Raw genomic sequence first — 26826 nt, 5'->3', positions numbered from 1 at the left:
AGTTAGTAAGCGGTTAGCCAGGTGCTACAGAAAATCAATTACGGTTAACACGAAGGCATCTCTTATACATCTTGTCAAAGCACGCAGGTCAGTCGCTTTTTGAGTAACCATTTCGTTAGGGTCGACACCTGTTTACGCTTCCGGCTGGCCTTATACACCTATAGTTGCTTTATGCATACTAGTGGAACACACTAATAAACGCAATGTTTTAATCCCCCGGTACTCAATAACTGCACAATTCCTCTTTCATAAACTCAATAAGACAATCCACAGAAATAATTTGACAATCCCACCCTTATCAAGAATAATTATAAATAAGTATTGCAATGTTGGACAGGAGCTATAGCTTTGCTCTTAATTATAATTATTCTAAATAAATGAAAGCACTATTTACTCGCTCGCTATATATCCTGGCCGTTCTAAGCCTATTGACTCACTCCTTAAAAGCGCAAAACCAGGGCTCCCTTACAGGCGTCGTACGAACGAGCGATGGCCATCCAGCTCCTTTCGTTTCGATTGGCATAAAGGAGATTCGCAAAGGCTCTACCACGGCAGAAGACGGTTCATTCCACTTAAAAGGCATTACCGAGGGCTCCTATACGTTACGTGTCACTTCTATAGGGCTTCAAACAATAGAGAAACTCATAACGGTAAAAGCAGGCCAGCCAACAACTGTTGATTTTGTTTTGACTGAGACTACCGCTCAGTTAAGTGAAGTTGTTGTTGTGGGTGCCAACAAAGCCGTTACCCTTGGGAAAGCGAACATTGCCGCCCTTGATCTGCCTCAAATGACAGGCGTTGTCAGTAGCCTTGTTATTGAGAACCAGCAAATTTCCCGCCTTGGCGACGCCCTTAAAAATGTAAGTGGTGTATCGCTGACCCAGCAGCGGGGTGGAGTAGCCGAAACGTTTTCGGCCCGCGGCTATAGCATTGGTATTGCTGGTGCCGGAGGGAGCATTTTCAAGAATGGGGTCATCACGAACACCATGGGCTTTCCCGAAGCAAGCACGCTGGAATCAGTAGAAGTGCTGAAAGGTAGCTCGTCCTTATTGTACGGCAATGTATCGGGTGGGCTGATTGTGAATATGGTAACCAAAAAACCGAAGTTTGAATTCGGGGGCGAAGTGTCTATGCGGGCGGGGAGCTTTGGCTTGCTGAAACCAGTTGTTGATGTTTATGGCCCCCTGTCAAAAAATCTGGCCTATCGGGTAATTGGTACGGTTGAAAATGCAAAAAGTTACCGCGATGTAGTTAAGACCGACCGGGTTTATGTAAACCCGTCATTGGTTTACAAGATTGGTCAGAAAACAGCTATCCTGTTTCAGGGCGATTACCTGAAGTCGAACCTGACACCCGACAACGGCATTGGTTCGTTGAATGCTAACCAGGATGCCATTATACCGAATGTGCCCCGTTCCCGATTCATCAATACGAATTGGGCCTACAACAACGTCGAACAGACCAGTGGCTCACTGAACTTCGATCATGCCTTTAACAACAACTGGAAACTGACCTTTATTGCCGCAGCCCAGAATACCCATGTATCGGCTTATGGCGCTGGTGTCCCTAATAATAACGTAGCGGCAAACGGTGACTGGAATCGGTCGCTGAGCCGCACAAAAACGGTTGAGAACAACTACACCGGTCAACTAAATTTCAACGGCCGTTTCCATACGGGGGCCATCGGTCACCAGATACTGGTTGGTGCGGACCAGGTAGGTATTGTTAGCCAGAGTAACGCGTTTACCATCACCAGCAATGGCGTTGCCGTAACCACCTACGACAAAATAAACATACTGGACCCGAGCAAGTACGAAACCCGATCCGATGTTCCGGATACCAGAGCTATTACCCGCACAACTTCCCCATCTGCCCGCCTTGGTTTTTATGCTCAGGATCTAATAAGCCTGACCGATAAACTTAAAGTACTGGCTGGCTTACGCTGGTCGCAGCAAAGAACAATACAAACGACCCTCCTTGATCTACGAACCCAGGCTGAAACGCGGGGACCGGCGGAAACCAAAATAGATGCCGCCCTGTCGCCAAAAGTGGCGTTGATTTATCAGCCAACCACAGGGACCTCGTTCTTTGGAAGCTACGCGAATAACTTTACCATCAACACGGGCGTCGACATAAACGGGCAAATCTTGAAGCCCTCTATTGTTGACCAATACGAAGCAGGTATTAAGAATGAATTCCTGAATGGACGAATCACAGCTAATATTGGCGTGTATCACATTGTGAACAGCAACCTGGCCCTGATGGCCCCGTTCAGACTGGACGGCTCCCCCAATATTGACACAAATGTGAAAGAGTTTACCGGCCAGACCACCAGCGATGGTCTGGAGGTAGACGTGACGGGAAATCTATCGAAAAACGTTTACTTCATGACTGGCTATGGCTATAACTACATGCGGTATACGAAAACAACGCAGGTGAAAGGATCATTTATTGAAGGAGAACGCTTAACAAACAACCCTGCTCACACGGCCAATTTCACCCTGTTTTATACCGTTGACCGGTCGCCGTTACGTGGCCTTAAGCTAGGTGCTTCCGCCTTTTACACGGGCGCCCGCTACGGCGGAAACAACAATACGTACGGCCAAACGCCGGAGTTCAGCCGGCTCATTCCGCTAACCGGTTTTGCCACATTCGACCTGTCGGCTGGGTATACCTATCGTAAAGTGTCGCTGCTGGCGAAGGTGTCGAACATTACCAACGAGCTGAACTACCTGATTCATGACCGGTACAGCATTATGCCAATCCCGCCCCGGCAGTTTGTCACAACACTTTCCTATCGTTTTTAACTTCTGACATTAACCCACAAATTAAACTTAGCTATGAATAAGCTGGTAAGAACATTCGTCTGCTTCGGCGCACTTTTAACCGTTGGCCTGACTGGATACGCAACTGATAGCGGAAAATTCAGCGACACAACCCGGGCTTATGCGGTCCCAACGCTAACCAAAACGCCCAAAGGTGCCGTTGCGTTGTCGTGGACGGAGAAAGACCCCGATGGCGTCGTGTACTTTTACTGGGCCGAATCGGCCGACAAGGGCAAGACTTTTGGCGACAGGAAACTCATCTTTTCCTCGGCGGGCATTGGTAACTCCCGACTGATGCGGCCTAAACTGCTCTTCAAAAAAGACGGTACACCCGTGGCCGTTTTTGCGCTGCGGGGTCCCGGTGCTCCCCAGGCCGCAGCACAGGCACCTCAAACGGAACCTGCTCACGCAAACCACGAATCGGCTTCGGCCGGACATGACCACGGCGCTGCGCCAAAGGAAGGCCCGGCAAAAAGTGCTCCACGCGGTGGTGGGCGCCCCAGCGATTTACAGATTGTCTTTAGCTATTCGAACGATCAGGGCAAAACCTGGAGCCAGCCAGCGCCGGTTCATGCGGATAAAACACCCAATATTGTCCGTGGCTTCTTTGATGCCACCGTACTGCCCAACGGCGAAATAGGTGTCGCCTACCTCAACGATATTGAAGGAAAGCAACACCAGCGCGACATGCGGTTTGTTAGTTCGAAAGGCAATCAGTTCAGCAGTGAGCGCATCATTGATCCGTTTGTTTGCGACTGCTGCAACATCAGTTTGCTGGTCGACAATTCGGGTACGCTGAACCTGTACTACCGCGACAATCAGGACAATATTCGCGATATGGCTAAAATGAGTTCGAAGGACAATGGTGCCTCGTTCACCAAATCAGAGATTTTATTCAAGGACAACTGGCAGATCAATGGTTGCCCTCATTCAGGTCCAACGTCCAGCGCTGGCGCAGGCACGAATTTGATTGCGTGGTTTTCGGGTACGCAGGAATCGCCGGGGATTCGGGTAGTGAATCAGCAGGGCAAACGATTGTTCGTTCTGGACGAACCGACAGCTAAAAATGCCTATCTGGTAGCAGCACCAAAATCATCCGTATTACTTTGGGAACAAAACCAGACTTCCGAAGCAGGCATAAGCTCGGTCATCGCGTATAAAAACATCAAGACCGAACAGAATCCGGCCACGCAGCTGGTGAAAAACGCCATCAATGGAACCAACGCGAGCGGTTTGATCGTCGACAATCAGTTGCTGGTGGCTTATGAAGTTAAGCACGCCAACAACAAAAACTCAGTGGCCGTGGCTCAGATCGACCTGTAGGCATTTACGCGCGTCGCCCATTACCTTTCTCTTTTTCTTTGTCAATTGAATCAATCAGCAAAAGCTCTGACATACACCCATGTCGGGGCTTTTGTTGTTTTATCTATTCCTGAACTGAGTCTTTTCAACCGGCAGATTCCGTAATTTGCGGGGTATTGTTTCGTTAACCCGTCAGACTTATCAGTCATTATGCCGCAAATTCGTCAACTCGCTGCCCATATAGAAGCTCTGGCACCGCTCGCCTATCAGGAATCGTACGACAATGTCGGTTTACTTGTAGGCGATCCAACGACGGAAATTACCAGCGTTCTGGTTACGCTCGATGTGACCGAAGCTGTTGTGGATGAAGCCATTGCCAAAGGGTGCAATGTCATCGTGGCGCATCATCCGATTCTATTCAAGGGATTAAAAAAACTGAATGGAAAGACTTATGTAGAGCGCACCATCATTAAAGCCATCAAGAACGATATTGCCATCTATGCCGCCCACACCAATCTCGACAATGTGGCCGGAGGGGTAAACTTTAAAATTGCCGAAAAACTAAATCTTTCCAACGTAACGATTCTAGCGCCTAAGACTCAAGTCCTGACCAAGCTGGTCACGTTCGTGCCCATAGCCGACACCCAGCGGGTACTGGACGCGCTGTATGCCGCCGGAGCGGGGCAAATTGGCGAATATAAGAATTGCAGTTTTCGAGTTAGCGGCACGGGCACGTTTCAACCCGGCGAGAACGCCCAACCGGTCATTGGCGACATTGGCGAGTACCACGAAGAAGCGGAAAATCGATTGGAAGTGATCATTCCAACCCACCAGCAACATCAGGTACTGGCGGCACTTCGGCAGGCTCATCCGTATGACGAAGTCGCTTATTATTTGATGGGTTTGGACAATCAGCATCAGGAAGTTGGCTCAGGAGCCGTTGGTGATCTACCCGAACCCTTAGCAGGGGCCACCTGGCTGGCTTATTTAAAAGAGCACATGCATTTAAACCTCATTCGTTATACGGCCCTCCCCGACCGGCCAATCCGCCGGATTGCGGTTTGCGGAGGTGTTGGCAGCTTTCTATTAACTGATGCCATTCGCGCTGGAGCCGATGTTTTTGTCACAGCGGATTACAAGTACCACGAGTTTTTTGACGCCGAAAATCGCATTGGTATCTGCGATATTGGACATTATGAAAGCGAAGTATATACGAAAGACTTGATTTGCGGGCATTTGGCAAAAAAATTCACTACTTTTGCGGTAATTTTATCAGAAACGGACACGAATCCGGTTCGGTACTTCATATAGCACTAACTACATTCCGAATGGAACTGACGATTGCGCAAAAACTAGACGCTCTTCTCAAACTGCAATCCCTGGATTCTCAACTAGACGAACTCATCAAAATTCGTGGTGGTCTGCCCGAAGAAGTCCGTGACCTTGAAGACGATATAGCAGGTTTTGAAACCCGGATTGGGAAATTCCAGGCGGAAATCAAGACGCTGGAGGAAGAAATTGAGCGCAATCGCGTGGCTAAAAAGGACGCTGAAAAGCTGATCACCAAGTACAAGGATCAGCAGATGAACGTTCGTAATAACCGCGAGTTTGACGCCATTTCGAAAGAAATCGAGTTACAGTCTCTTGAGATTGAACTGGTTGAAAAACGGGCTAACGAAGCTCAATTCCGGGTGCGGGGCAAAGAAGAGGAGATCAAAACGACCTCAGCTGCCCTTAACGAACGGAAAGAAGACCTGAAAGCAAAAAAGCAGGAACTCGACCAGATTACCTCAGAGAGCCAGGAAGAAGAAAAGGAGATCATCAAGCAACGCGATGAGCAGGCAACGACCATCGAGCCCCGTTTGCTGAATTCCTACAAAAAAATTCGTGGTAACGCCTTGAACGGTCTGGCCGTTGTGATGGTGAAGCGTGGTGCCTGCGGGGGCTGCTTCAACGTAGTGCCGCCCCAGCGTCAGGCTGACATCAAAGACAAGAAGAAGATCATCGTTTGCGAACACTGCGGACGGATTTTTGCCGATGTAGAGGGTGTTCCCGAGCCAGCACCAACGGGCCGTGGTCGGTAGTCATGTCTAAACTAATGTTAAAAAAGGTCGTCTTCTGGCGACCTTTTTTTATAGCAGCACCTGCCGTTTACCGTTACTTTGTTGTCCTATTTATTCAAGCTTTCCGGCAACCATTCAGTCTCAGTCATGCCCACATTCATAGGCCGCTTTGTCCTTTTGACAGCCTCTATCCTGTTGCTCATCCCACGCGTGGGCATCGCACAGGATTTTGTCTGGACACCGGGCCTGCACCGGGCATATGCCGACCTGCAAAAACTGGCGGTCCAACCGGCCCGGCAGGTGTTGGCGGCAGAATCAGCAACCAATGGAGTTCGGATTTTCGTCGACGATTATGCCGATATGCTTCTGCTGGCAACCTCCGACGACGACCGGCTGTTTGCGTCGATCAGCGACCGGGAAGATGAGCGGCTCGATGCCCTTAAAAAACTCGACGACTCGTCGCCCTGGCAACGGGTACTGATGGCCGAAGTACGGCTTCACTGGGCATTTATCAAGTTGAAATTTGGGAAGGAAGTAAGTGCGAGCTGGGATGTGATTCGGGCGTATAAACTACTGGCCGAGAATCAGAAACGATTTCCGACATTTTTGCCAACCTATAAATCGCTGGGTACGCTTCATATCATGATTGGCTCCGTCCCGGACAGTTATAGCTGGGTAGCCAATCTGCTGGGCTTACACGGCAATATTCAGCAGGGACAGCAGGAGCTTCAGCGTGCCCGATCTGACTCAACCTTTGGCCTCGAAGCCCAGCTTATTGACCTGATGGTGCGCGCTTATGTACTTAAGTTCACTGATGCCGACGGAAAAACGTTGCAACGACTCATCAGCGCCCATCCCGATAATCTGCTTCTCCACTTTTTCGGAGCCACTATCGAACAGAAGAATGGCCATAGCGAACAGGCGCTTATGTATCTATCCAGTCGCCCTGATGGTAAAGAGTATCTGGCGCTTCCGATTATTGAAAACATTCTCGGGGACATTTACCTCCAAAAAGGCGAATACGCAACTGCAACAACGCATTTCCAACAGTTTCTGACTTCCTATAAAGGCCGGAATTTCTTAAAAGACTCCTATTATAAACTCTTTCTTTGTCACTGGCTGGCTGGTCAACCCGATGCGGCTTCCCGCCCTTTTCTCCAAAAAGTGATCACCATTGGCCGTACTACGGTTGAGTCGGATAAAGCCGCCCAGAAGTTTGTGGAGTCGTATTTAGCCAAAGGTGCATCCGTCAATCAGAAAGTGCTCATGCGGGCTCGACTGGCTTCAGACGGTGGCTTTACAGACAGTGCCCTCGCGTATTTGCGCCCTTACAGCGAAAATAAATTCTACACCATACCCGAAAAGGCGGAGTACACCTATCGCCTGGGCCGTATTTTCCAACGCCGAAATGATCCCGATGCGGCCATCCCCTGGCTAACGCGCGCCCTGACGCTCAGCGAACCCGACCAGCTTTCGTTTGGAGCGACAGCTGCCCTTCAGCTGGGGTATATCTACCAGCAAAAAAACGACCGCACTCGCGCACGGTCGTTTTTTCAGAAAGCCCTCAGCTTTAAACGCCACGAATACAAGAACAGCGTGGATAATAAAGCGAAGGCAGGATTAAGTAGTTTGTAGGAGACTAAAACAAATGCCATATCTTCAAGATATGGCATTTGTTTTAGTCTCCTACAAACTACTTAGGACTCAAAAATTAAATCGCTGATTGACGCTGTTTCTTTACTATTTTGATGAACCTGCTGATACGCGTCTAGTCCTCCGAACCAAGACAGTACTTCAGCTTTCTTTAATCGGGTACTCGCCGGGTTCATTATTTTTGAATACGAGCTATACGGATACGTTTCGAAGTCAGCACAAATACCATGCGTTTGCGGATTTCGATGGATGTAGGCGATCAGGGTTGTAACATAGTCCTCAGAATCGACCCGTTTCCGCCTGAAGTTCTTCTCAAACAAACTACCTGTTCGTTGTTCCTGCACCTTTACAGATTTAGCATAGGATACGAAGAAACGTCTGAATTGCTCACTAATGATTCGTTCAAGCGAGGTTATAATCTGCTTGCCATGCAAAATTGACTGACTTTCTTTTGGTAGATTAGCAAAATTCTTGACCCGTACCAGTAAATGAAAGTGATTGGGCAGCAGGCAGAATGTGTATGTTTCGAGGTAGGTGCTTAAATAAAAATCATACTTTTTCAAGAAGTATTGATAATTTCTTTGCTCAAAGAATATGTTATTACCATTGTTGCCCCGATTGTAGATATGGTAGAAACAATCTTCAATCAAAGGCGGAAAGTACTCCTGACGATAAGCCGACATCACTTTTTTTGTAAGCAAAATAGCTAATAAATTAGACAAGTGGTAAAAACAAAAAACAAACGCCATATCTTGGAGATATGGCGTTTGTTTTTTGTTTTTACCACTTGTCTAATTTATACTAAGCCAGTGCCGCTACACCGGGCAATACTTTGCCTTCCATGTATTCCAGCAGGGCACCGCCCCCGGTCGATACATAGCTAACGCGGTTGCCGTAGCCTGCCTGATTGACAGCCGATGCCGAATCACCACCACCAATAAGCGAGAAGGCTCCGTTTTCTTCGGTCGCTTTCACAACGGCTTCGGCAATGGCGTTGGTACCATGAGCGAAGTTTTCAAATTCAAACACACCCATCGGGCCGTTCCATAGGATGGTTTTCGACTTGAGCACAACCTCTTTGAACAATTCAATAGTTTTCGGACCGATGTCCAGCCCTTCCCAGCCGTCAGGAATCTGACCGGTTGGTACCACCTGGCTGTTGGCATCGTTCGAGAAGTCGTCGGCACAGAGGTTGTCGACGGGCATGTAGATCTTTACGCCTTTGGCTTCTGCTTTTTTCAGCAGTTCGAGGGCGAGTTCCTGCTTGTCGGCTTCGAGCAGTGATTTACCAATGTTGCCGCCCTGGGCTTTGGTGAAGGTATAAGTCATACCGCCACCGATAATCAGGTTATCGACGGTATCAAGCAGTTTCTCGATAATCAGGATCTTATCGGAGATTTTGGCACCACCCATAATGGCGGTAAACGGCCGTTCGGCTTCTTCCAGAATCTTCTTGGCGTTGGCTAACTCAGCGTTCATCACGTAACCGGCCACGCGGTCTTCGAAAAACTGGCCCATGACAGCTGTGGAAGCATGGGCGCGGTGAGCTGTTCCGAAGGCATCGTTCACCCATACGTTACCCAGTTTAGCCAATTTCTCAGCAAAGGCAACATCGCCTTTCTCTTCCTCTTTATAAAAACGCAGGTTTTCGAGCAACAGGATTTCGCCGGGTTGCAGGCTGGCGGCTAAATCCGTCGCCGACTGACCAATGCAGTCGTCCGCGAATTTAATGTCACGGCCAAAGGCTTCCTTTAGAGCAGGTAATAAATGTTTGAGCGAATATTTCTCTTCAGGACCGCCCTTTGGTCGGCCGAGGTGCGACATCAGGATGGCCGAACCACCATCGTTCACGATCTTTAAAACGGTTGGGATGGTTGCCTTAATGCGGGTATCATCCGTAATGTTGTACTCTTTGTCGAGTGGCACGTTGAAGTCTACCCGAACGAGGGCTTTCTTACCGGCAAAATTGTAGGTATCTACGGTTTTCATGCGACTGCGTATGGTCGTTGGTTTGCGAGGCCAAACTTAGCGGTTTTTTAGCAGACGCGAGCGGTAAGTTTGCGGGAGTTGGCATTAAACCGCAAGTCGGAGAGCGGTATGGCTGGCAATCTGGTCGAAGTCTACGTTACGGTGCAGGACCGGTATATCGAAGAAAATGGCGTAATGCGCAATCAGACAATCATTGGGCTTGCGAATTGTAACGCCCTTTTTACGAAGAGACCGGTACAAATCAGCCGCACCAATGGCGGCTTCGACGGGATCAAGCCGGAGCATAGAATGAGCTAACATGCCTTCTTTGATAAGTGCATACTGATCTTCTGCTCGTACGCCCTGTAGAACCTCCTGTAAGATTGTTGGCGTAATGTAAATCTGTCTGTCAGCCGTTAGATAAGTAGCTACTAAACGAGCCTGTTCGCTTTGGGCATGCTGAAATGCATCGATCCAAACGGATGTATCTACAATCATCGGTCCCAGTCGTTGGGCGTAGTGTCCGTACGCATTTTCTCCAGATCCCCATCCCATTGAACCTTGCCAAACAGGGAAAGCAAATTTTGTCGGGCCTGCCGTTCAATATACTGCTGAAGAGCAAGTTCGACAACGGCCTTCTTTGTCTTCAAATGGCTAATTTCCATTGCCCGTTGAATCAGCTCATCGTTTATATCAATATTCGTTCGCATAACTGGCTGCCAGTTTATACACAAATATATTCATTTCCATACACATCAATACTTCCCTTCGCTCCCCGCCCCACCAAAATCACCCTGGCCAAACTGAAGGTCATCTTTCGGCCCGTGGGGTATAGAACTGGTAGCCTGAACGACAGCAATACTGGCCGCATTGGTAAACAAATCGTTTGGCGAATCGTCGTCGGGTGCATCCGTAAAGCCTTGTTTAGGGGTCGACAGGTAACGAATTCCGGCCACGGCCAAACCAATCAGGAGCAGTCCGCCAATGGTAAGGGCAACATTCAGCGGCACGAGCGCTGTGTATTTGTGGACCGTCATAAATGCGGCAATCAGGCCCAGCGTACCCAGGATGATCAGCATCCGGTTTCGCTTCGTCAATCCCTGCCATAAATAGATGATCGGAATGGCAAACGTCAGTATCCAGAAGAGGACGGGCAATCCGATTTGAGGAGCATCCGTCAGAACAGGTCGGCCCGGACCTGATTCGAGCAGGAGCCCGTTCAGTTCGCGCACCATAAAATAGTTACCGCTGGCTGCCAGGATAATCAGCGACAGCCACTGCACCAGATTGAGCGGGTCGAAATAATACGATTGGTCAGTCGTTCGGTTAACGATCTGCCTAACCCCGATGTACAGCAACAACGAAACGCCCATCATGACAAAGGGGATTACGTCTCGTCCTCCGCTAACCTTAAGTAGGCTGTCGAAGATAGCGGTGTAGAAAGCGGCCAGCGAGAAGAACGCAATCAGTGTATCGCCATAATACCAGAGCACCAACAGCAGAAGCGGTAAAGTAAGCAGGCAATGTTTCGCCAGCGACAGGCCGTCGGGAAAAAACTGATTGAAACCAAAGGCCAGAAAGCCCGTAAGGGTAACCACAAAGGCATTGTCGATACCATTCCGGTACAACAGCCGACGATTGATTAAAAACCCGCCAACAATCCCTACACCGAAACCAAAGGCAATATTGAAGACGCCATAGGCCGTTGGACTGTCCATCATACTGGAAAAAATACTGGCTGGCAGCAGGTAACAGGCCAGTATGGCAACGGTTGTAAAGAGAAATAGGCCGATCTCAATAAATCCATTTGTCCGGCGAAATTCCACCGGGTAGGACTTCCGTACAGCTTCCATCTGCTCATCGGACAACAGGCCCTGCCGATGCCATCGCTCCGACTGCATCAGAACATCCCGGTTATAAATCCATTGTTCGTTATATGCTTTCATTCGTTCGATTGCCTTTGGGTAACTGGCTCATGAGGTAATACACAAATCCAATGCCGGTCACGATAAAATACCAGTAGTATACATCGTCACCATCGGGGCGTAGGTAATGAAAGAACAGGTACGTGATGCCGATGTACCCGTATACACTACTCATCAACAGGAATAGAAACGATCCTTCCGACGCGCTGGCCGACTGACGCTGCTGACGCGTGTACCGATCAAAAACAAAACAAGCGACGGCCAGCCCCGCGGCAAACCACAGCCGTACATCGTTGAAGTTGAACAATCCACCCAACAAAGCGACCATTAACAGATTACCGGCAATGGTCAGGTAGGTATAGGTAAAATGGGGTTTAATGCGCCGTTGCTCCAGCACGAAAGCACCGCCAATGAGGACAAGCGCCAGCACAATGGCAGAAAGAACCGTCGCCTGATCAAAAAAGTTGGTTTTGAAATAGAGTTCGAGCGGGCGTACCGTTACGCCCACCCACGAGATCAGGGCTGTTAAGGCCATGCTCAACACGCCCCTGTGATCGAACCGATAGGCCAGTGGCAAAAACAGAGCAGCAGGCAGCAGGGTGACCAATCCATAACGCGATCCAAACACGTTATAAGCATATTGGGCATAGCCTTCGAGGGTCAAAAAGAGGAGGCAGGCCAGAATAAGGGCGTAGTCCCCAAACGTCGACCTGCTCTTCGTTTGGGCCGGTGTCCATACGGGACGATTCCGCCAGGCGAAATAAAAACTACCGGCACAGGCAGCTGCAATAGCCGCCAGCAGCGCTCCCTGACCAATCTGATCGAAGTTATCGTAGACCAGCAACCCCAGCCCGGAACTGGTCAGCAAAATACCGATGTACAACATGGAGCGTAATTCCCAATGTAGGGAAAATGGCTTACCTCGCTCAATTTCGGCAATTTTCGACTGCTGATCAGCTGACAAAAGCCCTTGTTTATGTAGTGTATTCAGAACGTCGTCTGGGGACATAAATGCCTGTTTTTTTGTTATGTATATGTGGGTTCCCTCCCACTTTACAGCATGGTTGGACGACAAAAGATTATCCTTACCCCCCATTACTACCTCGACAATTTCCGCTACGTGCTGGACTTTGTTAAACGGCTGTACGGCAACTTATTAAATGATGCCGAATGGGATTTTATACATCGGTTTGAGGCTCTGAGCCTCGACGCTCAATGTCTGTATGTACGGTTTAGTAACCGTAAAGGACTCTTTTTTCGAACTACTAAACTACAGTATAACGAAATATCTGACCTCCCGGCGGCTGTGGGTGCCTTAATATCTTCCGGATTTGTTGAGCGGCTGTCCGCTCACCATGAGATTATGGGCGAAGCGGCCCTGGGTGTTTTCACGAAACCGGAACTCCTGAACCTCCTGCCACTTGAACCGGAAGAAAGTCGGCCACTGGCGAAAGAGAAAAAGGAAGGTGTTGTTCGATACGCTATCCATGAGCTCAATTTCGCCGAAATCGTGACCAGCCTGACCACGCACGAAACGGTGGTGAAGATGAACTTCGAAGCCGAAGGTATGATGGTCAAGTACCTGTTTTTTGGCAACCGGGGCAGCAACATGACCGAATTTGTGGTGCGTGATCTGGGCATGGTCAACTTCGAGCGGTACGACGAAAGCAAGCTTACGGCCCGCTTTCGTACCCGTAAAGAGGTAGAAGATAAACTGCTGATCTCGCTTACGAACGAGGAGTTCTACGAGCTTAAAGAAGCTGAAACGCCCGCCGATGACATTTATAACTGGTTCCTGAACTGGAACGAAACCCGCCCCGAATTAACTGAAATTGCGATTCCGGGTTATCAGAAACTGGTTTGCCGCGTTGGGGCTTTTCTGGAGCGGCAAAAGCTACCCGATCAGGCGCTGGCCGTTTATGAACTCTCCGACCGGGTTCCGGCGCGGGAACGACGCGTTCGGTTGCTCTTCAAAAACGGCTCAGTCGAGGAAGCCCTGGCCTTGTGCGATGAAATAGCGGTCAATCCCCTGAATGCGGAGGAGCGCTATTTTGCTACCGATTTTCGGGAGAAAATACTGGGATTGAGCGAAAAGAAACGTACCCGTAAGGCCACGACGCGCTTCTTATCCGATGCCGAAAGCGTCAATATCCCGGCCGCCTATCGCCACCATGTCGAAGCGGGGGTGATGAATTATTATTTAGAGAACGATTTCGACGCGGCCTTTACCGAAAACTACCCCTGGCGCGGCCTGTTCGGGCTGGTTTTCTGGGATATTATTTACGACGCCAATGTATCGGCCATTCACCACCCGCTGCAACGCGCTCCGTCGGACTTTTACCTGCCCGATTTTTACGTGAAACGGGAGGACCTGTTAAAAAGACGGCTGGTAGAACTCGATACGAAAGATGACTGGCGACGCCATACGGGCCGGATGTTCAACGCCAAGTACGGCATCACCAACGTACTGGTCGACTGGTCGGATGAGTTATTGAGACTGGTGCAGCAGATGATCGAGTTACTGGATGTTGAGCAACTCCGTTTGATTCTGCTCGAAATGGCCCGCAATGTCCGCGAGCACACGCGTGGTTTTCCGGATCTGCTGGTCTGGAATGACCAGGGAGACTATGACTTTGTGGAAGTCAAATCCCCCACCGACCACCTCGGTCCGCAGCAACTGCACTGGCTGGAGTTTTTCCAGACCATTGGTGTGCGGGGCAAAGTCGTGCGGGTGATCTGGGAGTTATAAAACCTGCCCCAGCCGAAGAAATATCGGGAACGCCACTTCCCGCTCGCCATCGCCCCAAATCGGCTTTAGTACCTCCCCTAGCATCGTAGCGGATGCTCACCACCTTACCACTACTGAAACTAAGCTGGCTGGGTAGTTTCAGGTGGTTGTACTGAATCTGCGTAATGCCCCGGTTTAAGTCGCTCCTGAGGCTTCCATCGGGCCAATACGTATAATCATTCCCCGTCTTGTTGCCGTCGCTAAAACCCGCCGTGTTAGGGCTGGCATCAGTAACGCTTAAAAGGCTGTTGCCCGAACTGTAGCTGTAGGTTAAGGCGTCGATGCCCCCGCTCACACCCCGCCGGAGAGTCAGCAGGTTGCCATTCCGGTCGTAGGTGAGGTTGCTTACTTTGTAGTCCTCCCCCGTGTTGCCCGTGTACTCGCTGCCACTCAGGCGGCCCGCCCCGTCGTAGCCGTAGGCGTACACCCGACCATAAAAGTAGTCCCGGTTGCCGCCCCACCGCATCCGGCCGATTGACCCATCGTAGCGGTTGAAGGTGCCGTTGATCTGGTTATAGTCCAGCACCAGGTAAAACACATCCCCCCGCCCGTTGGCGTAGGGGTTGATCGAATCAGCCGCGTTGATGCCCCGCAGCCACCCCCGCACATTGTAGCTGTAATCGAGCACCTGCAAGGCTCCCGCCGTAGCCGCCAGCCGCGCCTGATAGCCAGTGGCCACCGCGCTCGGCGCACTCACGTCCACGTAGTGCCCATCGGGCTTGAGGTCAATATAGGCCGGGGCTACATCCTCAGTGGGCAGCACCAGTCCTTTACTGCCCAATCGGCTGATGCTCTGGCTGGTAGCGGCCAGCCGCGCGCCCGCCACCGAAGGCGGCTGCAACTGCTTCTGAATCAGCCGCCCAATGCCGTCGTAGGCATAGCTGGCCAGTCGCACCGGGCTGTTGGTGCCAATGGCATGGGTGATGCCCAGCGGCCGGCCCCAGTGATCGTAGGTGAACGTTTTGGTAATGGGCGACAGGGGTACTCCGCTCCCCAGGCTGTGGGTGAGCACGGTCTTGAGCAACTCGCCGTTGAAGCGGAACTGGTTGTCGGTGCGGTCTACCCCACCCAGGTGATTCTGGCTGCGGCTCTGCACAATACGCCCTTTGTCGTCGTACCAGTAGGCCGAGGCATAGTTGCTGGTAGTCGTCACCAGGTCGCGCCGGTAGCTATAGGTCAACAAACCCGTGGCATTTGGGGCCGCAGCCGAGGGAAAGGGCGTGCCCAGCGGAAGGGGGTTGCTGGTCAGGTAGGGCAACGGATTACCTGTATAGCTGTCATACACGTTTTGGGTCAGCACATCGGTGGCATTGTTGGGCACCACCGCCGGAAAGGCATTGCCCGACTGCCCGGCAAAAGCCGTCCGCAACGTAGCGGCATCGGTAGTCAGCACGGTGCGGCCCGTGCTGACTACCCGATTCTGGCTGTCGTATTTGGTATACCGCCAGTAGGTGCTGTTCTGGGGGTTGCCTGCCGGGCGGTCCTGCTCGTCCTGGCTCATCACCAGCCGGTCCTGTTTGTCATACACCAGGAAGGTCCAGCCCGCCGAGGCCACATGCTTGCGAATCAGCCGCCCCCGGGCGTCGTACTGGTAGGCATAACCGTTGTCTTTAAAGACCGGGTTGGGCGTGGTGAAGCCCGCATCGGTGAAGAACAGAAAATCCGTCGTCAGGGCATTGGTCACTAGGTAGTCATAGAGCTTGGGCGGAATCACGGCCGCCAGCCGCTCGTAGCTGTCATAGACATAGGCGGTGGTCAGGGTCTGATTCTGAGGGGCACCCGTCAGCACATCGCGCCGGATGAGTCGCCCCTGCAGGTCGGTGTACTCGATAAGCTGGTTGTACTGCTCGTCGGTAATGACGCGTCGGCTGATGTCATTGACTCTATAGTACTCCACCGAGCCCGCACCCGAAGCCGGGTAGGCATACAGTTTATTGGCCACCAGATCGGCCTTGAAGCGAATGACCGTATTGGCAGTGGCCACCCCATAGCTGGTTTTCACCCCATTATCGCCCGGTCGCCAGGCAACGCCCGCGCCAATTGTCTTGGCGGGCCGGTCCAGGGGTGAGCTTTCATAATAGGTCTGATTAAATGGATAAGCATCTTTGTAAAAACCCGTGGCAGACCCGTAAGGATCATACTGGAAGCCTCCCCATGCACTACCGCCCTGGTTAAGGCCCGGCATGGATTTATAGACCTGCATAGGTCGTCCAAAGGGGTCATATTCAGTAAAGGTCGTAGCTACGTCTAGTCCGGCATTACCTGCTCCCAGCACCTGAATGGTTTGGCGGGGCCTGCCCAGCCCATCGACATATTCAATGGTAGCAGGCACATCGGTATATGAGCTGGTACGCGTTACGGTAGCCTGAGGGGTGCGGGGCGTTTGTTCCAGCACATAGGGGTAGGTAGCCGTGGGCGTCAGTTGAGCCTGGGCTGTCAGTGGCACCAGCACGCTTAGCAACAGCGCAGACAGCCACGGCCAGGCCCCGTTGGCCCGTAGCAAACAAAGAAAACGAAAGAATTGAGCGTTCATTGGCCGGTGGGATAGTGGTAGGTGTAGTTTTTAAGGATGTAATTGTCCTTGTCCCTGATGCTCAGCAACCGCCCGAACGTGTCATACTGGTAGCGGGTAATCACGCCACGGGGGTCGGTCACCGTGGCCGGCCCCAGCATGGGTTGCTGGTAGCCATACGTTGTAGACTGGGCCGTGGCCAGGCCATCGTTGGTGATCTGAGTCGTCACCAGCGAGAAGGGAATTCCGCCCGCCGGGGCGTAGGCCGTATACTGGTAGGCCGTGCTGGGGCCATCGGAAACACTGTAGCGAAGCAGGTAGCCATTGGCATTGTACTGATTGAAAGTCAGCCGAAGGGCGTAGTTGACATTCCAGCCAATGGTATTGCCCGACCCCAGGGCGATATAGCGGCTGGGCGACGACACGTAGGGTGCACTGGTAAAGGTACCCGGCACCGACTCCAGCAAGTAAATATTGCCGGGCAATGCCGTTAACTGACCATTGAGCGATACGGCCGCATAGGTAGTGAGTTGCCCGGTTTTGTAGTCCTTGGCGGCTGTCAGCGTTTCGCGCCGGAAGCTTACCGTCTCGATAGGTTTATAGACGTTACCTTACGGTCGATGCCTCGGGCAACGTAGTTCTGGGCAGCGTAGCAACCGCCAGCCATACCGACGGGAGCTGGACCGCCGAAGGCGAACTCCTCCGTAATGCGAATAAGGGTGCCGTCGCCATTGGCAACGTAAGCCAAACCCCGGCAGGCTATAGCCTGTATGTAGCCAAAGGTGTACTGACCGAACGGGTTAAAGTCGCCGTAGCCAGCAGCGCCGATTGGAGCGATAAAGTTTTCGAATCAGGCTTTCGACTGCGCCCCCTCTCATCGGTAAGCCAGTACATCCGGCAACATGGCCATCTACCCGATGTACCGAGTGCGCAGCAGATCGTACAACAGGGCAATGACCTGGGACGTACCGACGCACTATTACTTCAAAAAATCGAAGAATTAACCCTTTATCTCCTCGATTTGAAAAAGGAAGTGGTTGGTCTTCGCCGACAGGATCGTTTAAAAACGGCCCGTATCCGCCAGTTAGAAGTACGTCAGGCTAAACATAAACAACCCTAAAACGAGCGACCATGCGACTACGACTACTTGCCTATTTCATAGTATTGGCATTCGGGCTTCGCTCTTTATCCACACAGGCTCAGCCACTCGCCGATGAACTGTGGCTGACCAAACCAGTTGAATCGGGTGGTATGGAGAACCAGCAGGCCGTCCGGTTTCTATGGGCTACGAACCAAATCGGGGCGCAGGCCCGAGTTCACTATCAGGCGGGTCAATCCGTCGAATTATTGCCCGGCTTCGATACGCGTAGGGCGGCCCAATTCGAAGCTCAGATTCGTCCCATCCGGTTCCTGGCAGACAATAGTCTGGCTGTTGTAGTATTTCCCAACCCGATTCTGCAACAGGCCACAATCACCTGCCAGTTGCAGACCGTCAACACCATCGAATGGGCCTTGCTGGGTGTCAATGGCCATGTGTTTCGGCGTGAACGAAGCCAGATAGTGCAGGAGCCCGGCGTTCATCAGTGGACACTTGAGGGTACTAACCTGCCTACCGGCGTCTATTTGCTAGAGATGAAAACAGGCACGATAACCCGAACAGTCCGTTTAGTTAAGGAGTGAGTTAATCAAGTCTAGATCAAAATAGTCGATACAGCCTTTCCTATAAACATCTCGTTGCTATGCTACTATCTCGCAACATGAATAGGATTAAATGTGTAAGTAACGTGAATAATGGGTTGACCAGATCCATATTTAGCTCATACGCCGTTCTTGTTCGTATTGTATACCTAATTGATTTAACACAAATTAAGCGTGAATGACGAACCTGATCTAACCTGGGTGCAGCCCCGTTATTCACGTTAAGTAGAATTAATTATAACTCATTACACCACACCCAATCGCAGAAAGACCGGAAACTCCACGTCGCGTTCTGCTTCACCCCAAATCGGTTTTAGCTCCTCTCCCAACCCAATGACGGGATCTTCTTCGTTTTCGTGAATGTATTGCCGCACCGCCGACCAGGTACGCAAATAGTTCAGGAATCGCTCCAGCGACCAGTTTTTTTTGGCAATGAACGTTGATTGCTTAACATTAGTGAATGGAAAAGGCAAAGCCGAATACCGATTGTCGATGTGCATTCGCTGCGGGTCCCAATAGGGTCCTACACGGTTTCGGTAAAAATCGAGCATGATCGCATCCAGACCGGCGCCAAGCCGTACGAGCCCATACCCCCACTCGGCAATGACGGCCCCGGCCTTGGCCACTCGTCGAACTTCCTGATGAAAAGCATGTACATCGAACCAATGGATGGCCTGACCCACGGTGATCAAATCGAAGGAGTTATCGGCAAACGGCGTTTGTTCGGCCTGACTTAGCTGGTAATGGATGTTAGGCTTTTTTACAGCCAGAATTAGCTGGGTCTCGCTGATATCGGTGGCGTCGACCTGCTCAAATAGCTCGGCCAGGGCACCGGCTACCTGACCGTTTCCCGTAGCGCAATCCCAGGCCCGCTGCCGACCGGGGCAGTCGTGTAGCACAAAATCATATAGTTCGGCGGGATAGTCGATACGGTATTGGGCGTATAGATTGGCATGGCCCGAGAAGCGGTCGAGTGGTTGCATAAAATTTTCTTTTCGGCAATTTTAAACGTTTTTTAAGAACAACTGTCTAAACAGTGGTTTAATAGGAAAAACCTTTGGCGAAATTGGGTTATCACCCCAAACCATCTATTTTTGCGAGGTTGACTTATTGCCGTCATTCAATCAGTTTGTTTTTTACCGTTTACCCGATTCACATGAAAAAATTATTTGGCATACTCATCGCTTCGGCTTCGCTTGCCGTTGCCTCTATCGACGCTAACGCTCAGGCGCCATCCGATATTCCAGCGGACATGAATGCTCTGATGACGAAATACACCTGTATCGCCTGTCACCGCCCTAACCAACGGTTAGTAGGTCCAGCCTATGCCGATGTAGCCAAGAAGAAATACTCGACAGAGGAAATCGTCAATCTGATCTATAACCCGATTCCATCACACTGGCCGGGCTATCCCCCAATGGCGCCGATGAAACAGGTTCCAAAGGAAGACGCGACCAAACTGGCAGTCTGGATTAATTCGCTGGATGATTCCCCAGCCAAGAAACCAGGATCTGGCAAGGCAAAAAGCAAAAGCAAAAAATCATAACACAGAAACACCGGAGAGTATCCGGTGTTTTTTTTATACTGATCCGCATACCATGCAGCCAGATGAATTGATCAAGCAAATTGAGTTTATTAAAGAAATCGATAAGCTCAAATACATTCAGCGAAAGACACGGCTTTTCAACAGCGACAGACAGGAAAATGATGCCGAACACAGCTGGCATCTAGCCATGATGGCTATCGTTCTGTCGCACCACGCCAATACGCCCATTGATCTACTAAAAGTGTTGAAAATGGTATTGATACACGACATTGTCGAGATCGACGCCGGCGATACGTTTATTTACGATACGCAAAAAAGCCACGATAATACCGATGAGGAGCGATTGGCTGCCGAACGCATTTTCGGCCTGTTGCCTGCCGAGCAGGCCGCTGAGTTTATTGCTGTCTGGGAAGAATTTGAAGCCAGCCAAACGCCCGAAGCCAGGTTTGCCCGGTCAATGGACCGATTGGAGCCGTTGCTTCAGAACGCATCAAATGAAGGAGGAACCTGGAAGGAATTCGATGTTGACTATGCGCAGGTTTTCGCCAAAAAGCAGGTTATCAAAAATGGGTCTACCCGGATTTGGCAGTATGCCAAGCAACTACTGAACGATAGTGTCGATCGTGGAATCCTAAAAAAAATGGGGGCATAAGCCCCCATGATTACATAAAATGTCGAGCGGCAACGTAGCAGCTCCGTTTGTTTTATTGACTATCCCGCTACTTCAACCGGCAAACTTCGCTGGCGCACCGCTTCATACAAGATCACGCCCGTAGCCACGGATACATTCAGCGAACCGACAGCGCCCAATAGGGGGATTTTCACGTGTGTATCAACCATCCGAAGTAATTCAGGAGAAATACCATCTTCTTCCGATCCCATAATGATAGCCATTGGGCCGGTTAGATCGGTAGTACGTTCATACAAGTCGCGGGCCGATTTCTCGGTACAGGCCACAACCGTAATACCTGACTCCTGCAAGTATTTTACCGTTTCGGTCAGGTCAGGCTCGCGGCAAACGGAGATGTGGTTCAACGCCCCGGAGGACGTTTTCATGGCATCGGAGTTAATGGCCGCAGCCCCCCGTCCGGGAATGACAATGCACTGAATGCCGGTACACTCGGCCGTTCGGGCAATCGCGCCGAAGTTACGAACGTCGGTAATGCGGTCCAGCAAGAGGAAAAAGGGAACTTCCCCCCGCTCAAAGACATCGGCAATCACGTTCGACAGTTTAACATACTGGACCTGAGCGATCAGACAAACGACACCCTGGTGGTTCTTCCGGGTAAACCGGTCCAGCCGTTCAACGGGAACACGCTGAATAGTTACCCGCTTCTGAAAAGCCAGATTCTGGATATCGGGGTTACTCAACCCTTTTTCCATATATAATTTATCAATCTGCTGATCGGACTTGAGCGTCTCGATCACCGATTGAATGCCAAACACCATCTCGTCTGGTTCGGGCCGAAACTGTGGTTTTGACCCACCGTTCCGGTTCCCGCCAGGACGGGAGTTAGTAGGGCGATTTACTCGCGAATTGTTCCGGTTCTCCATGCTTCCACAATCGGGTACCAAACCGGCTGATACTCAATAAAGCGCACCAGTTCGTAATGATCCTCGACAAATTGATTCGGTTTTTTCGTAAAGGTAAAGTTTACTTCCGAGACATTGGCCCGGCGATTATAAACCCACACTTCGCGTTCCCGGTTCCGTTGTACGCGGTCGGGTGCGCCGAGTACAATGTAGATCATCCCTTTGTCGGTTTTCCAGCCTTCTTTATAACTCGTAAACAGCCGGTTGGCTTCTTCAACCCGGTCGAAATAGGCTTTTAGCGTTTTACGGGCGACCTCTTCATTCCCGGACATTAAACTCAGCCAGTACCGGTCAAATGCTTTTTTGGTGTCCTGCGCCTGATTTAACTCGCCGATTTCGGTACTGGTACTCATGTAGAGCACAGGTTTTATCAGTTTCTCGGGACGGGTCAGTTTCGGAAACCGTTTATCAGCGACCACCAGGCCAATCCCCGAGGTCTCCGTCGTGTCCTCTAGAAAATAATAGAGTCCCTCACGCGGAATGATGAACGGCGTGTTGGTCATGACGCTCAGGGTTGAGTCTTCAGACAGAGACTTAGCCGCTGGACGGGGAGACGTATTCATGGGCGATGAAGCGGCTTCAAAATCATGCCGGTAGCGAAACCCATACAGTTTTTTTACGGTGCCGTTCACATCCCGGATAACCACGGTATCACCAATGTTCACATAATTCCGCAACTGGGGCTGCTTACCTTCTTTGTCGAACAGCGTAAAACGGTCACTCAGCTTTGTCGCTTTAAACCGCAGGGCAAGGTCGTTGCGCGCTTTAGTTCCGTTCGTCGTTTCGGTGATTTCTGTAAGCAGAACAGCGTTAAGCGCATCTTTTGGCCGTTTTACGTCGAACGTCAGCGTCAAATGATCGCCCTGCACTCCAACTGTCTGGGCATTCAGCGGCACGACGCCATACCCCAGCCGTTCCCGGTTGTTATAGTCGGGATACATCACATAGGCGATAAGAAAATGCTCGGCGAAGTCGGTGGGACTAACCATCCCCTCACCCGAAGGTGTCCGGGCCGTTATATCCATGTACACCCGAACGCTGGTCGTGTCGGTTGCCAGAAACTTACCCTTAATGGACGTCACGACCCATTCGCCGGCTGTTTTAGCCGAAACGGTTGGTGTCGTTCCCAGCGCGGGGCCATCGGTCATGGTCTTTACCGGCGGGGGCGTTTGCCCGGTCGTCACCGTTGGGCGCGAACCACCCGAACGTTCCGAAGATCGGGAATCGTCGGCACGCTTTGTATCATCCCGTTGCGTTGTGGCGTTATTCCGTTGGGTATCGTCAGGACGAACGGCCGGTCGGCTGGGCTGATTTCGCTGGGCTTCCGTACGGGCGTCATACGCTGCGTTGGCCCGGGCCTGTTGCGTTTTTTTGCTGGAGGAACAAGCCGCTACAAAACAAATAAAAAGTAAAGCAGATAGAATACGCATAAACAACGATGGAAAATCTATAACCTCGTCAATCTGTAAGCCGGGCCGCTGTAGCCGCATCACTAACCTTACAGGTTAATTTGTCTGATTTAAGATGGTTCACTAATAACGAAAAAAATACCTCTTTTGGCCTACCCGGGCGGTTCATTTTTCTTTACTTACTGCAAAAGAGTAATTTTGCCCATTGAATTGCAAACGCATGTATAAGACAACTGAAATTACCTCCGCCGAAATCGCTTCGGATAACCCGGTTCATCAACGACTTCTGTTCCCGTATGTCGAAGCGGCTGCTATGGTAAGCGGCAAAGTACTCGAAATTGGGTGTGGCTGGGGGCGGGGGCTGGAACTGCTCACCAAAGCAGCCAATCACTATACCGGTATCGATAAGAACGAGGAGTTGATTGCCGGACTCAGTGCCGAATACCCCAACTCGACCTTCATCGCGGCCAATATCCCCCCCCTGAGAAGCTTACCCGACAATACGTTTGATTATATCGTAACGTTTCAGGTCATCGAACACATCGAAAATGACGATCTGTTTATCAAGGAAGCGCACCGCGTCCTGAAGCCGGGCGGCAAACTGCTGTTGACGACGGTCAACAAAACGTTTTCGCTTACCCGGAATCCGTGGCACGTGCGGGAATATTATGCCGATGGCCTGAAATCGCTCATGGCGAAGTACTTCCCAGTCGTTGACACCCGGGGCATTCACGGCAACAAAAAAGTAATGACCTATTACGAGCAGAATAAAGAATCGGTGAAGAAACTGACCCGTTTCGATATTTTCAACCTGCAATACCGGCTCCCCCGCCGACTGCTTCAGGTTCCTTACGACCTGATGAACCGCCTGAACCGAAACCGCCTGCTGCAGGCCGATGGTATAGCCGCCGAAATCAACTACACCGATTATCTGGTGAGCAAAGACCCCGCCGGCAGCCTCGATTTCTTTTATGTAGCAACAAAATAAATCCCTCAACAGGCAATCGGCATTGGCTTGACGGCCCCATTCTGCGGCCCCCTATTTCTATAAAAACGTATTCGTTATTTTGCTTCAATAGGCTCAAAAATACCCGTACCCGCTCATGGCATATAGATGAGCGGGTACGGTTTAGAATACGACTAGACTACTATGTATGACTACTACTATGATTACTCAATAGCACCGCCCATTAGCGGCCCGAGCTGACTTTTATGCTTCCGACAATTTTAACAGGAATCAAGAACAACGGTGGAAACATTATTTTACACTAAAAACATAAAAATCAGCTCTCTATTGACTACCCTACTTTTACTAATTATCCCTATTTAATTACAACACGCATCTAATTTCAAATGATCTACATAGGTCATCAAACGCTCTGAGCAACCAGGTCCATCCGTGAATGTACCCACATAGTAAGGTTCCCATTGGGCGCCAACACCCCGCCCGGCGGGCCACTGGTAATAAATTTCAATAAAGTGATCACCCCAGTAATAGAGTCTGAATAGCTGACTCATACTTTGTCGTTCGGCCACAAAACTTCCCTTTATAGGCACTAATACCACCTGCTCCGGGAGGGAAAACTGGTTGAACTGAGACATATTCATTGGTACGATAGGTTAAAAGGTTAAATACTTGTTACAGATCACGGATAAACAGGCTGTTGCCCGACTAAATCTAAGTTAAATTCAGTTCAACACAAAAATGTATTTATGTTTTTACCATCATTCTCAAGCCAATCCCAGAAAACCAAAATTTCTTCTAAATCAATAATCGGGTCTTAACGAATTCTTCTTTATAGGTCAATTCCGAAAGTTATTCTTATAAAAGAGCTGTACCAATGCGAGGATAATATTGTCCTTATTGGGCACTTGTAAAGAAGGATTATCTTCGAGTTGGATGAGCGTCTTTAGCCGTTCGAACTCAACCGCAGATAAGGCTTTATACCCCATGTACCAATCCGGAAAATACCGTTCCTCAATAGTTGATGCGTACAATTGAATCAACTGCCTGTGTCGCTGATCCCGCTGAATCGCTTCATACAAATTTTTTACGTTTGTTTCCGGCCCCTCCAGTACTTCAATAACACTCCCATTGAAATAGAGAAGAATTCCTGTAATACCTAAAGCACGATTTTTTCTTTTGCTCTCTTGCATGACACGAAACAACTCCTCATCGGGGAGTAAAAACGAACTGAGGTAAACAATACAATAGTCCATCTGATAAGTTGAGGAAGCTAAATTGCTGGCTCAAAACTAGAGATCGACCGGTTACCACCATCTGACTTCCATCACACAAATGTATGAGTAACGTCAGAAGTTGTGTTTCCAAAAATAGTAAGTAAGCAACTAAAGTGTTTCTTATATTTTACCAAAATGCATTAAAAATAAATTAGAGAAATACACTATTACATTAACAGATACTTTTGATTTACTAAATCAACACCTTCAAAATCCCTATAAATGAGTTCAGGAAGCAGTCAAACCAACAGAAATTGAGTGTTGTCGGGCTTCAGCGCTGTGCGCAAAATAACAGGCGGAAACACCCCTGGCTTGTATCATGGCCATTAAACTCTCCGTTCGGGCTTTGTGCTCTCCATGGATTTGCCTGATGTAGACGCAACGTATCTGCTGATGGTATTTTTGTACGATTGATTCATAGATAACAGGGTCTTGCTGGGAGTCGTCGCCGAGCAAAATGAACTGCTGCTTCGGATACATGTCCATGATCTGTTCAATTCGGTCAAACTTTGTATGGTGCTTACCCCTTCCTGTCTTTAGCACCTCCGACAATCGTTTCAGTCTGCTCAGGCGGTATACGCCTTTGGGCAAGCCGTTTTTTCTGGAAAACTCATCAATGTAATCGTACAGGTTCCACTCGCTGCTCGACACATAAAAGAAGGGGTTCGAGGCATTTTCTCCGCTGTCTGCCTCAGCAAGCAGTTGATAATGAGCGACCACACCCTCAAATGGAATTCGACTGTGTGCGTTTTCGGTCAAGAGTACCAGCAACCGTTTGGTAATTGTGGCCGAGTGAGAAACCAGAAAAGTATCGTCAATATCAGAAATGCAGATATACCGGGTGGGGTGAGGTATCAGCACCTCCCCTTCACTTTCAGCAAGGACCACTTCGGGGGTTAGCGTTTGCGACACCAGTTGCGCATGTACCGTATGCCAGCCCGGCACCAACGGATTTGTTAGGGGTAAATCGGCCTGAAAACAACCATCGGCGTCAGCCTGAACCTGCATAACCTGATCGCCAAACCGCAGCCGGACAGTTGCTTCGGGATAGGGCTTCACCAGGAATAACCGGATCACGGCCAGCAGATTGACAAAGTCAATGTCGCGGTAATTTTTCCTCGGCAAGGCGCTTCGACGAAAAACGTGACCGTAAACAGTAAGGGTGGCATCGTTGCCAAAACCCCGGTAAATTTTCACAACCGGCTGATCGGTTAGTCGAAGCATTGTTAAGAAATAACGCTTCACCTTACCCTTCAGGGTTATTTTTTGTTTATCACTATTAACAGGTTGATTCGTTTTCATA

Annotated in this window: 25 protein-coding genes; 10 read left to right on the top strand and 15 right to left on the bottom strand. The window is 50.2% G+C overall.

The window, feature by feature from the left end; translation table 11 throughout:
- The first annotated feature begins 377 nt into the window (after positions 1-377).
- The 5 genes from ACYVK4_RS11975 (at position 378) to ACYVK4_RS11955 (ending at position 7825) form a co-directional block, all read left to right on the top strand.
- On the top strand, positions 378-2807 hold the full coding sequence (locus ACYVK4_RS11975) for a TonB-dependent siderophore receptor (protein ID WP_461127749.1): 2430 nt from the start codon (positions 378-380) through the stop codon (positions 2805-2807).
- A gap of 33 nt (positions 2808-2840) precedes the next feature.
- On the top strand, positions 2841-4148 hold the full coding sequence (locus ACYVK4_RS11970; protein ID WP_461127748.1) for a sialidase family protein: 1308 nt from the start codon (positions 2841-2843) through the stop codon (positions 4146-4148).
- Positions 4149-4337: 189 nt separating this feature from the next.
- Positions 4338-5438 (top strand): Nif3-like dinuclear metal center hexameric protein, encoded by a 1101-nt coding sequence (locus ACYVK4_RS11965; RefSeq protein ID WP_461127747.1) that lies wholly within the window; start codon positions 4338-4340, stop codon positions 5436-5438.
- A 17-nt stretch (positions 5439-5455) separates the two neighbouring features.
- Entirely contained in the window at positions 5456-6211 is a 756-nt protein-coding gene (locus tag ACYVK4_RS11960; RefSeq protein WP_097124584.1) for a zinc ribbon domain-containing protein, read from the top strand.
- Positions 6212-6337: 126 nt separating this feature from the next.
- Positions 6338-7825, top strand: a complete 1488-nt coding sequence (locus ACYVK4_RS11955) for a tetratricopeptide repeat protein (protein ID WP_461127746.1) — start codon at positions 6338-6340, stop codon at positions 7823-7825.
- 62 nt (positions 7826-7887) lie between these two features.
- Here the strand turns inward: ACYVK4_RS11955 and ACYVK4_RS11950 are convergent, their stop codons facing one another.
- From ACYVK4_RS11950 to ACYVK4_RS11925, 6 genes are all read right to left on the bottom strand, one after another.
- On the bottom strand, positions 7888-8592 hold the full coding sequence (locus ACYVK4_RS11950; protein ID WP_461127745.1) for a transposase: 705 nt from the start codon (positions 8590-8592) through the stop codon (positions 7888-7890).
- A gap of 52 nt (positions 8593-8644) precedes the next feature.
- Positions 8645-9832 (bottom strand): phosphoglycerate kinase, encoded by a 1188-nt coding sequence (locus tag ACYVK4_RS11945; protein WP_461127744.1) that lies wholly within the window; start codon positions 9830-9832, stop codon positions 8645-8647.
- A gap of 84 nt (positions 9833-9916) precedes the next feature.
- Positions 9917-10309: a type II toxin-antitoxin system VapC family toxin gene (gene vapC, locus ACYVK4_RS11940; protein WP_461127743.1), complete on the bottom strand. Its 393-nt coding sequence runs from the start codon at positions 10307-10309 to the stop codon at positions 9917-9919.
- Positions 10306-10521 (bottom strand): type II toxin-antitoxin system VapB family antitoxin, encoded by a 216-nt coding sequence (locus ACYVK4_RS11935; protein ID WP_461127742.1) that lies wholly within the window; start codon positions 10519-10521, stop codon positions 10306-10308. The genes vapC and ACYVK4_RS11935 overlap by 4 nt, the downstream gene beginning before the upstream one ends.
- Positions 10522-10566: 45 nt before the next feature.
- A complete protein-coding gene (locus tag ACYVK4_RS11930) occupies positions 10567-11757 on the bottom strand; it encodes a hypothetical protein (protein ID WP_461127741.1) in 1191 nt (396 codons plus the stop codon).
- A complete protein-coding gene (locus ACYVK4_RS11925; RefSeq protein WP_461127740.1) occupies positions 11744-12745 on the bottom strand; it encodes a DUF2157 domain-containing protein in 1002 nt (333 codons plus the stop codon). The genes ACYVK4_RS11930 and ACYVK4_RS11925 overlap by 14 nt, the downstream gene beginning before the upstream one ends.
- A gap of 51 nt (positions 12746-12796) precedes the next feature.
- Between ACYVK4_RS11925 and ACYVK4_RS11920 the strand changes: the two genes are divergently transcribed.
- Positions 12797-14485: a VRR-NUC domain-containing protein gene (locus ACYVK4_RS11920; RefSeq protein WP_461127739.1), complete on the top strand. Its 1689-nt coding sequence runs from the start codon at positions 12797-12799 to the stop codon at positions 14483-14485.
- Here ACYVK4_RS11920 and ACYVK4_RS11915 read toward each other — a convergent pair.
- From ACYVK4_RS11915 to ACYVK4_RS11905, 3 genes are all read right to left on the bottom strand, one after another.
- Positions 14379-17057 (bottom strand): DUF6443 domain-containing protein, encoded by a 2679-nt coding sequence (locus tag ACYVK4_RS11915; RefSeq protein ID WP_461127738.1) that lies wholly within the window; start codon positions 17055-17057, stop codon positions 14379-14381. The two genes, ACYVK4_RS11920 and ACYVK4_RS11915, sit on opposite strands and share 107 nt — an antisense overlap.
- On the bottom strand, positions 17054-17521 hold the full coding sequence (locus tag ACYVK4_RS11910; protein WP_461127737.1) for an RHS repeat domain-containing protein: 468 nt from the start codon (positions 17519-17521) through the stop codon (positions 17054-17056). The genes ACYVK4_RS11915 and ACYVK4_RS11910 overlap by 4 nt, the downstream gene beginning before the upstream one ends.
- Positions 17522-17616: 95 nt before the next feature.
- Positions 17617-17784: a hypothetical protein gene (locus tag ACYVK4_RS11905; RefSeq protein WP_461127736.1), complete on the bottom strand. Its 168-nt coding sequence runs from the start codon at positions 17782-17784 to the stop codon at positions 17617-17619.
- 383 nt (positions 17785-18167) lie between these two features.
- Between ACYVK4_RS11905 and ACYVK4_RS11900 the strand changes: the two genes are divergently transcribed.
- Entirely contained in the window at positions 18168-18716 is a 549-nt protein-coding gene (locus ACYVK4_RS11900) for a T9SS type A sorting domain-containing protein (RefSeq protein ID WP_461127735.1), read from the top strand.
- A gap of 263 nt (positions 18717-18979) precedes the next feature.
- On the opposite strand, the gene ACYVK4_RS11895 is transcribed toward ACYVK4_RS11900, so the two are convergent.
- Positions 18980-19717 (bottom strand): class I SAM-dependent methyltransferase, encoded by a 738-nt coding sequence (locus ACYVK4_RS11895; RefSeq protein ID WP_461127734.1) that lies wholly within the window; start codon positions 19715-19717, stop codon positions 18980-18982.
- Positions 19718-19890: 173 nt separating this feature from the next.
- Between ACYVK4_RS11895 and ACYVK4_RS11890 the strand changes: the two genes are divergently transcribed.
- Positions 19891-20280 carry a c-type cytochrome gene (locus ACYVK4_RS11890; RefSeq protein WP_461127733.1) on the top strand — a complete coding sequence of 130 codons (390 nt, stop codon included), beginning with the start codon at positions 19891-19893 and terminating at the stop codon, positions 20278-20280.
- Positions 20281-20332: 52 nt separating this feature from the next.
- On the top strand, positions 20333-20932 hold the full coding sequence (locus ACYVK4_RS11885) for an HD domain-containing protein (RefSeq protein WP_461127732.1): 600 nt from the start codon (positions 20333-20335) through the stop codon (positions 20930-20932).
- A gap of 59 nt (positions 20933-20991) precedes the next feature.
- Here the strand turns inward: ACYVK4_RS11885 and rlmB are convergent, their stop codons facing one another.
- Positions 20992-21834 carry a 23S rRNA (guanosine(2251)-2'-O)-methyltransferase RlmB gene (gene rlmB, locus ACYVK4_RS11880; RefSeq protein WP_461127731.1) on the bottom strand — a complete coding sequence of 281 codons (843 nt, stop codon included), beginning with the start codon at positions 21832-21834 and terminating at the stop codon, positions 20992-20994.
- On the bottom strand, positions 21807-23303 hold the full coding sequence (locus ACYVK4_RS11875) for a GWxTD domain-containing protein (protein WP_461127730.1): 1497 nt from the start codon (positions 23301-23303) through the stop codon (positions 21807-21809). Before ACYVK4_RS11875 ends, rlmB begins: the two co-directional genes overlap by 28 nt.
- Positions 23304-23502: 199 nt before the next feature.
- Here ACYVK4_RS11875 and ACYVK4_RS11870 point away from each other — a divergent pair, with 199 nt between their 5' ends.
- Positions 23503-24270, top strand: a complete 768-nt coding sequence (locus tag ACYVK4_RS11870; RefSeq protein WP_461127729.1) for a class I SAM-dependent methyltransferase — start codon at positions 23503-23505, stop codon at positions 24268-24270.
- Positions 24271-24608: 338 nt separating this feature from the next.
- Here ACYVK4_RS11870 and ACYVK4_RS11865 read toward each other — a convergent pair whose 3' ends face one another.
- The 3 genes from ACYVK4_RS11865 to ACYVK4_RS11855 form a co-directional block, all read right to left on the bottom strand.
- On the bottom strand, positions 24609-24890 hold the full coding sequence (locus ACYVK4_RS11865; protein ID WP_461127728.1) for a hypothetical protein: 282 nt from the start codon (positions 24888-24890) through the stop codon (positions 24609-24611).
- Positions 24891-25085: 195 nt separating this feature from the next.
- Positions 25086-25502 carry a BLUF domain-containing protein gene (locus ACYVK4_RS11860; protein ID WP_461127727.1) on the bottom strand — a complete coding sequence of 139 codons (417 nt, stop codon included), beginning with the start codon at positions 25500-25502 and terminating at the stop codon, positions 25086-25088.
- A gap of 249 nt (positions 25503-25751) precedes the next feature.
- The gene (locus ACYVK4_RS11855; protein ID WP_461127726.1) at positions 25752-26747 is read right to left on the bottom strand and encodes an App1 family protein; all 996 of its coding nucleotides are present in this window, start codon (positions 26745-26747) and stop codon (positions 25752-25754) included.
- Between the last annotated feature and the right edge of the window lie 79 nt (positions 26748-26826).

It is taken from the genome of Spirosoma aerophilum (assembly GCF_054782495.1).
The sequence above is the reverse complement of the archived record's forward strand: the minus strand, read 5'-3'. Positions and strand labels throughout refer to the sequence as shown.

Bases quoted from the DNA above. Each gene is read 5' to 3' on its own strand.
- ACYVK4_RS11975 (WP_461127749.1), top strand. From the start codon at position 378: ATGAAAGCACTATTTACTCGCTCGCTATATATCCTGGCCGTTCTAAGC.
- ACYVK4_RS11970 (WP_461127748.1), top strand. From the start codon at position 2,841: ATGAATAAGCTGGTAAGAACATTCGTCTGCTTCGGCGCACTTTTAACC.
- ACYVK4_RS11965 (WP_461127747.1), top strand. From the start codon at position 4,338: ATGCCGCAAATTCGTCAACTCGCTGCCCATATAGAAGCTCTGGCACCG.
- ACYVK4_RS11960 (WP_097124584.1), top strand. From the start codon at position 5,456: ATGGAACTGACGATTGCGCAAAAACTAGACGCTCTTCTCAAACTGCAA.
- ACYVK4_RS11955 (WP_461127746.1), top strand. From the start codon at position 6,338: ATGCCCACATTCATAGGCCGCTTTGTCCTTTTGACAGCCTCTATCCTG.
- ACYVK4_RS11950 (WP_461127745.1), bottom strand. From the start codon at position 8,592: ATGGCGTTTGTTTTTTGTTTTTACCACTTGTCTAATTTATTAGCTATT.
- ACYVK4_RS11945 (WP_461127744.1), bottom strand. From the start codon at position 9,832: ATGAAAACCGTAGATACCTACAATTTTGCCGGTAAGAAAGCCCTCGTT.
- vapC (WP_461127743.1), bottom strand. From the start codon at position 10,309: ATGATTGTAGATACATCCGTTTGGATCGATGCATTTCAGCATGCCCAA.
- ACYVK4_RS11935 (WP_461127742.1), bottom strand. From the start codon at position 10,521: ATGCGAACGAATATTGATATAAACGATGAGCTGATTCAACGGGCAATG.
- ACYVK4_RS11930 (WP_461127741.1), bottom strand. From the start codon at position 11,757: ATGAAAGCATATAACGAACAATGGATTTATAACCGGGATGTTCTGATG.
- ACYVK4_RS11925 (WP_461127740.1), bottom strand. From the start codon at position 12,745: ATGTCCCCAGACGACGTTCTGAATACACTACATAAACAAGGGCTTTTG.
- ACYVK4_RS11920 (WP_461127739.1), top strand. From the start codon at position 12,797: ATGGTTGGACGACAAAAGATTATCCTTACCCCCCATTACTACCTCGAC.
- ACYVK4_RS11915 (WP_461127738.1), bottom strand. From the start codon at position 17,057: ATGAACGCTCAATTCTTTCGTTTTCTTTGTTTGCTACGGGCCAACGGG.
- ACYVK4_RS11900 (WP_461127735.1), top strand. From the start codon at position 18,168: ATGCGACTACGACTACTTGCCTATTTCATAGTATTGGCATTCGGGCTT.
- ACYVK4_RS11895 (WP_461127734.1), bottom strand. From the start codon at position 19,717: ATGCAACCACTCGACCGCTTCTCGGGCCATGCCAATCTATACGCCCAA.
- ACYVK4_RS11890 (WP_461127733.1), top strand. From the start codon at position 19,891: ATGAAAAAATTATTTGGCATACTCATCGCTTCGGCTTCGCTTGCCGTT.
- ACYVK4_RS11885 (WP_461127732.1), top strand. From the start codon at position 20,333: ATGCAGCCAGATGAATTGATCAAGCAAATTGAGTTTATTAAAGAAATC.
- rlmB (WP_461127731.1), bottom strand. From the start codon at position 21,834: ATGGAGAACCGGAACAATTCGCGAGTAAATCGCCCTACTAACTCCCGT.
- ACYVK4_RS11875 (WP_461127730.1), bottom strand. From the start codon at position 23,303: ATGCGTATTCTATCTGCTTTACTTTTTATTTGTTTTGTAGCGGCTTGT.
- ACYVK4_RS11870 (WP_461127729.1), top strand. From the start codon at position 23,503: ATGTATAAGACAACTGAAATTACCTCCGCCGAAATCGCTTCGGATAAC.
- ACYVK4_RS11865 (WP_461127728.1), bottom strand. From the start codon at position 24,890: ATGAATATGTCTCAGTTCAACCAGTTTTCCCTCCCGGAGCAGGTGGTA.
- ACYVK4_RS11860 (WP_461127727.1), bottom strand. From the start codon at position 25,502: ATGGACTATTGTATTGTTTACCTCAGTTCGTTTTTACTCCCCGATGAG.
- ACYVK4_RS11855 (WP_461127726.1), bottom strand. From the start codon at position 26,747: ATGCTTCGACTAACCGATCAGCCGGTTGTGAAAATTTACCGGGGTTTT.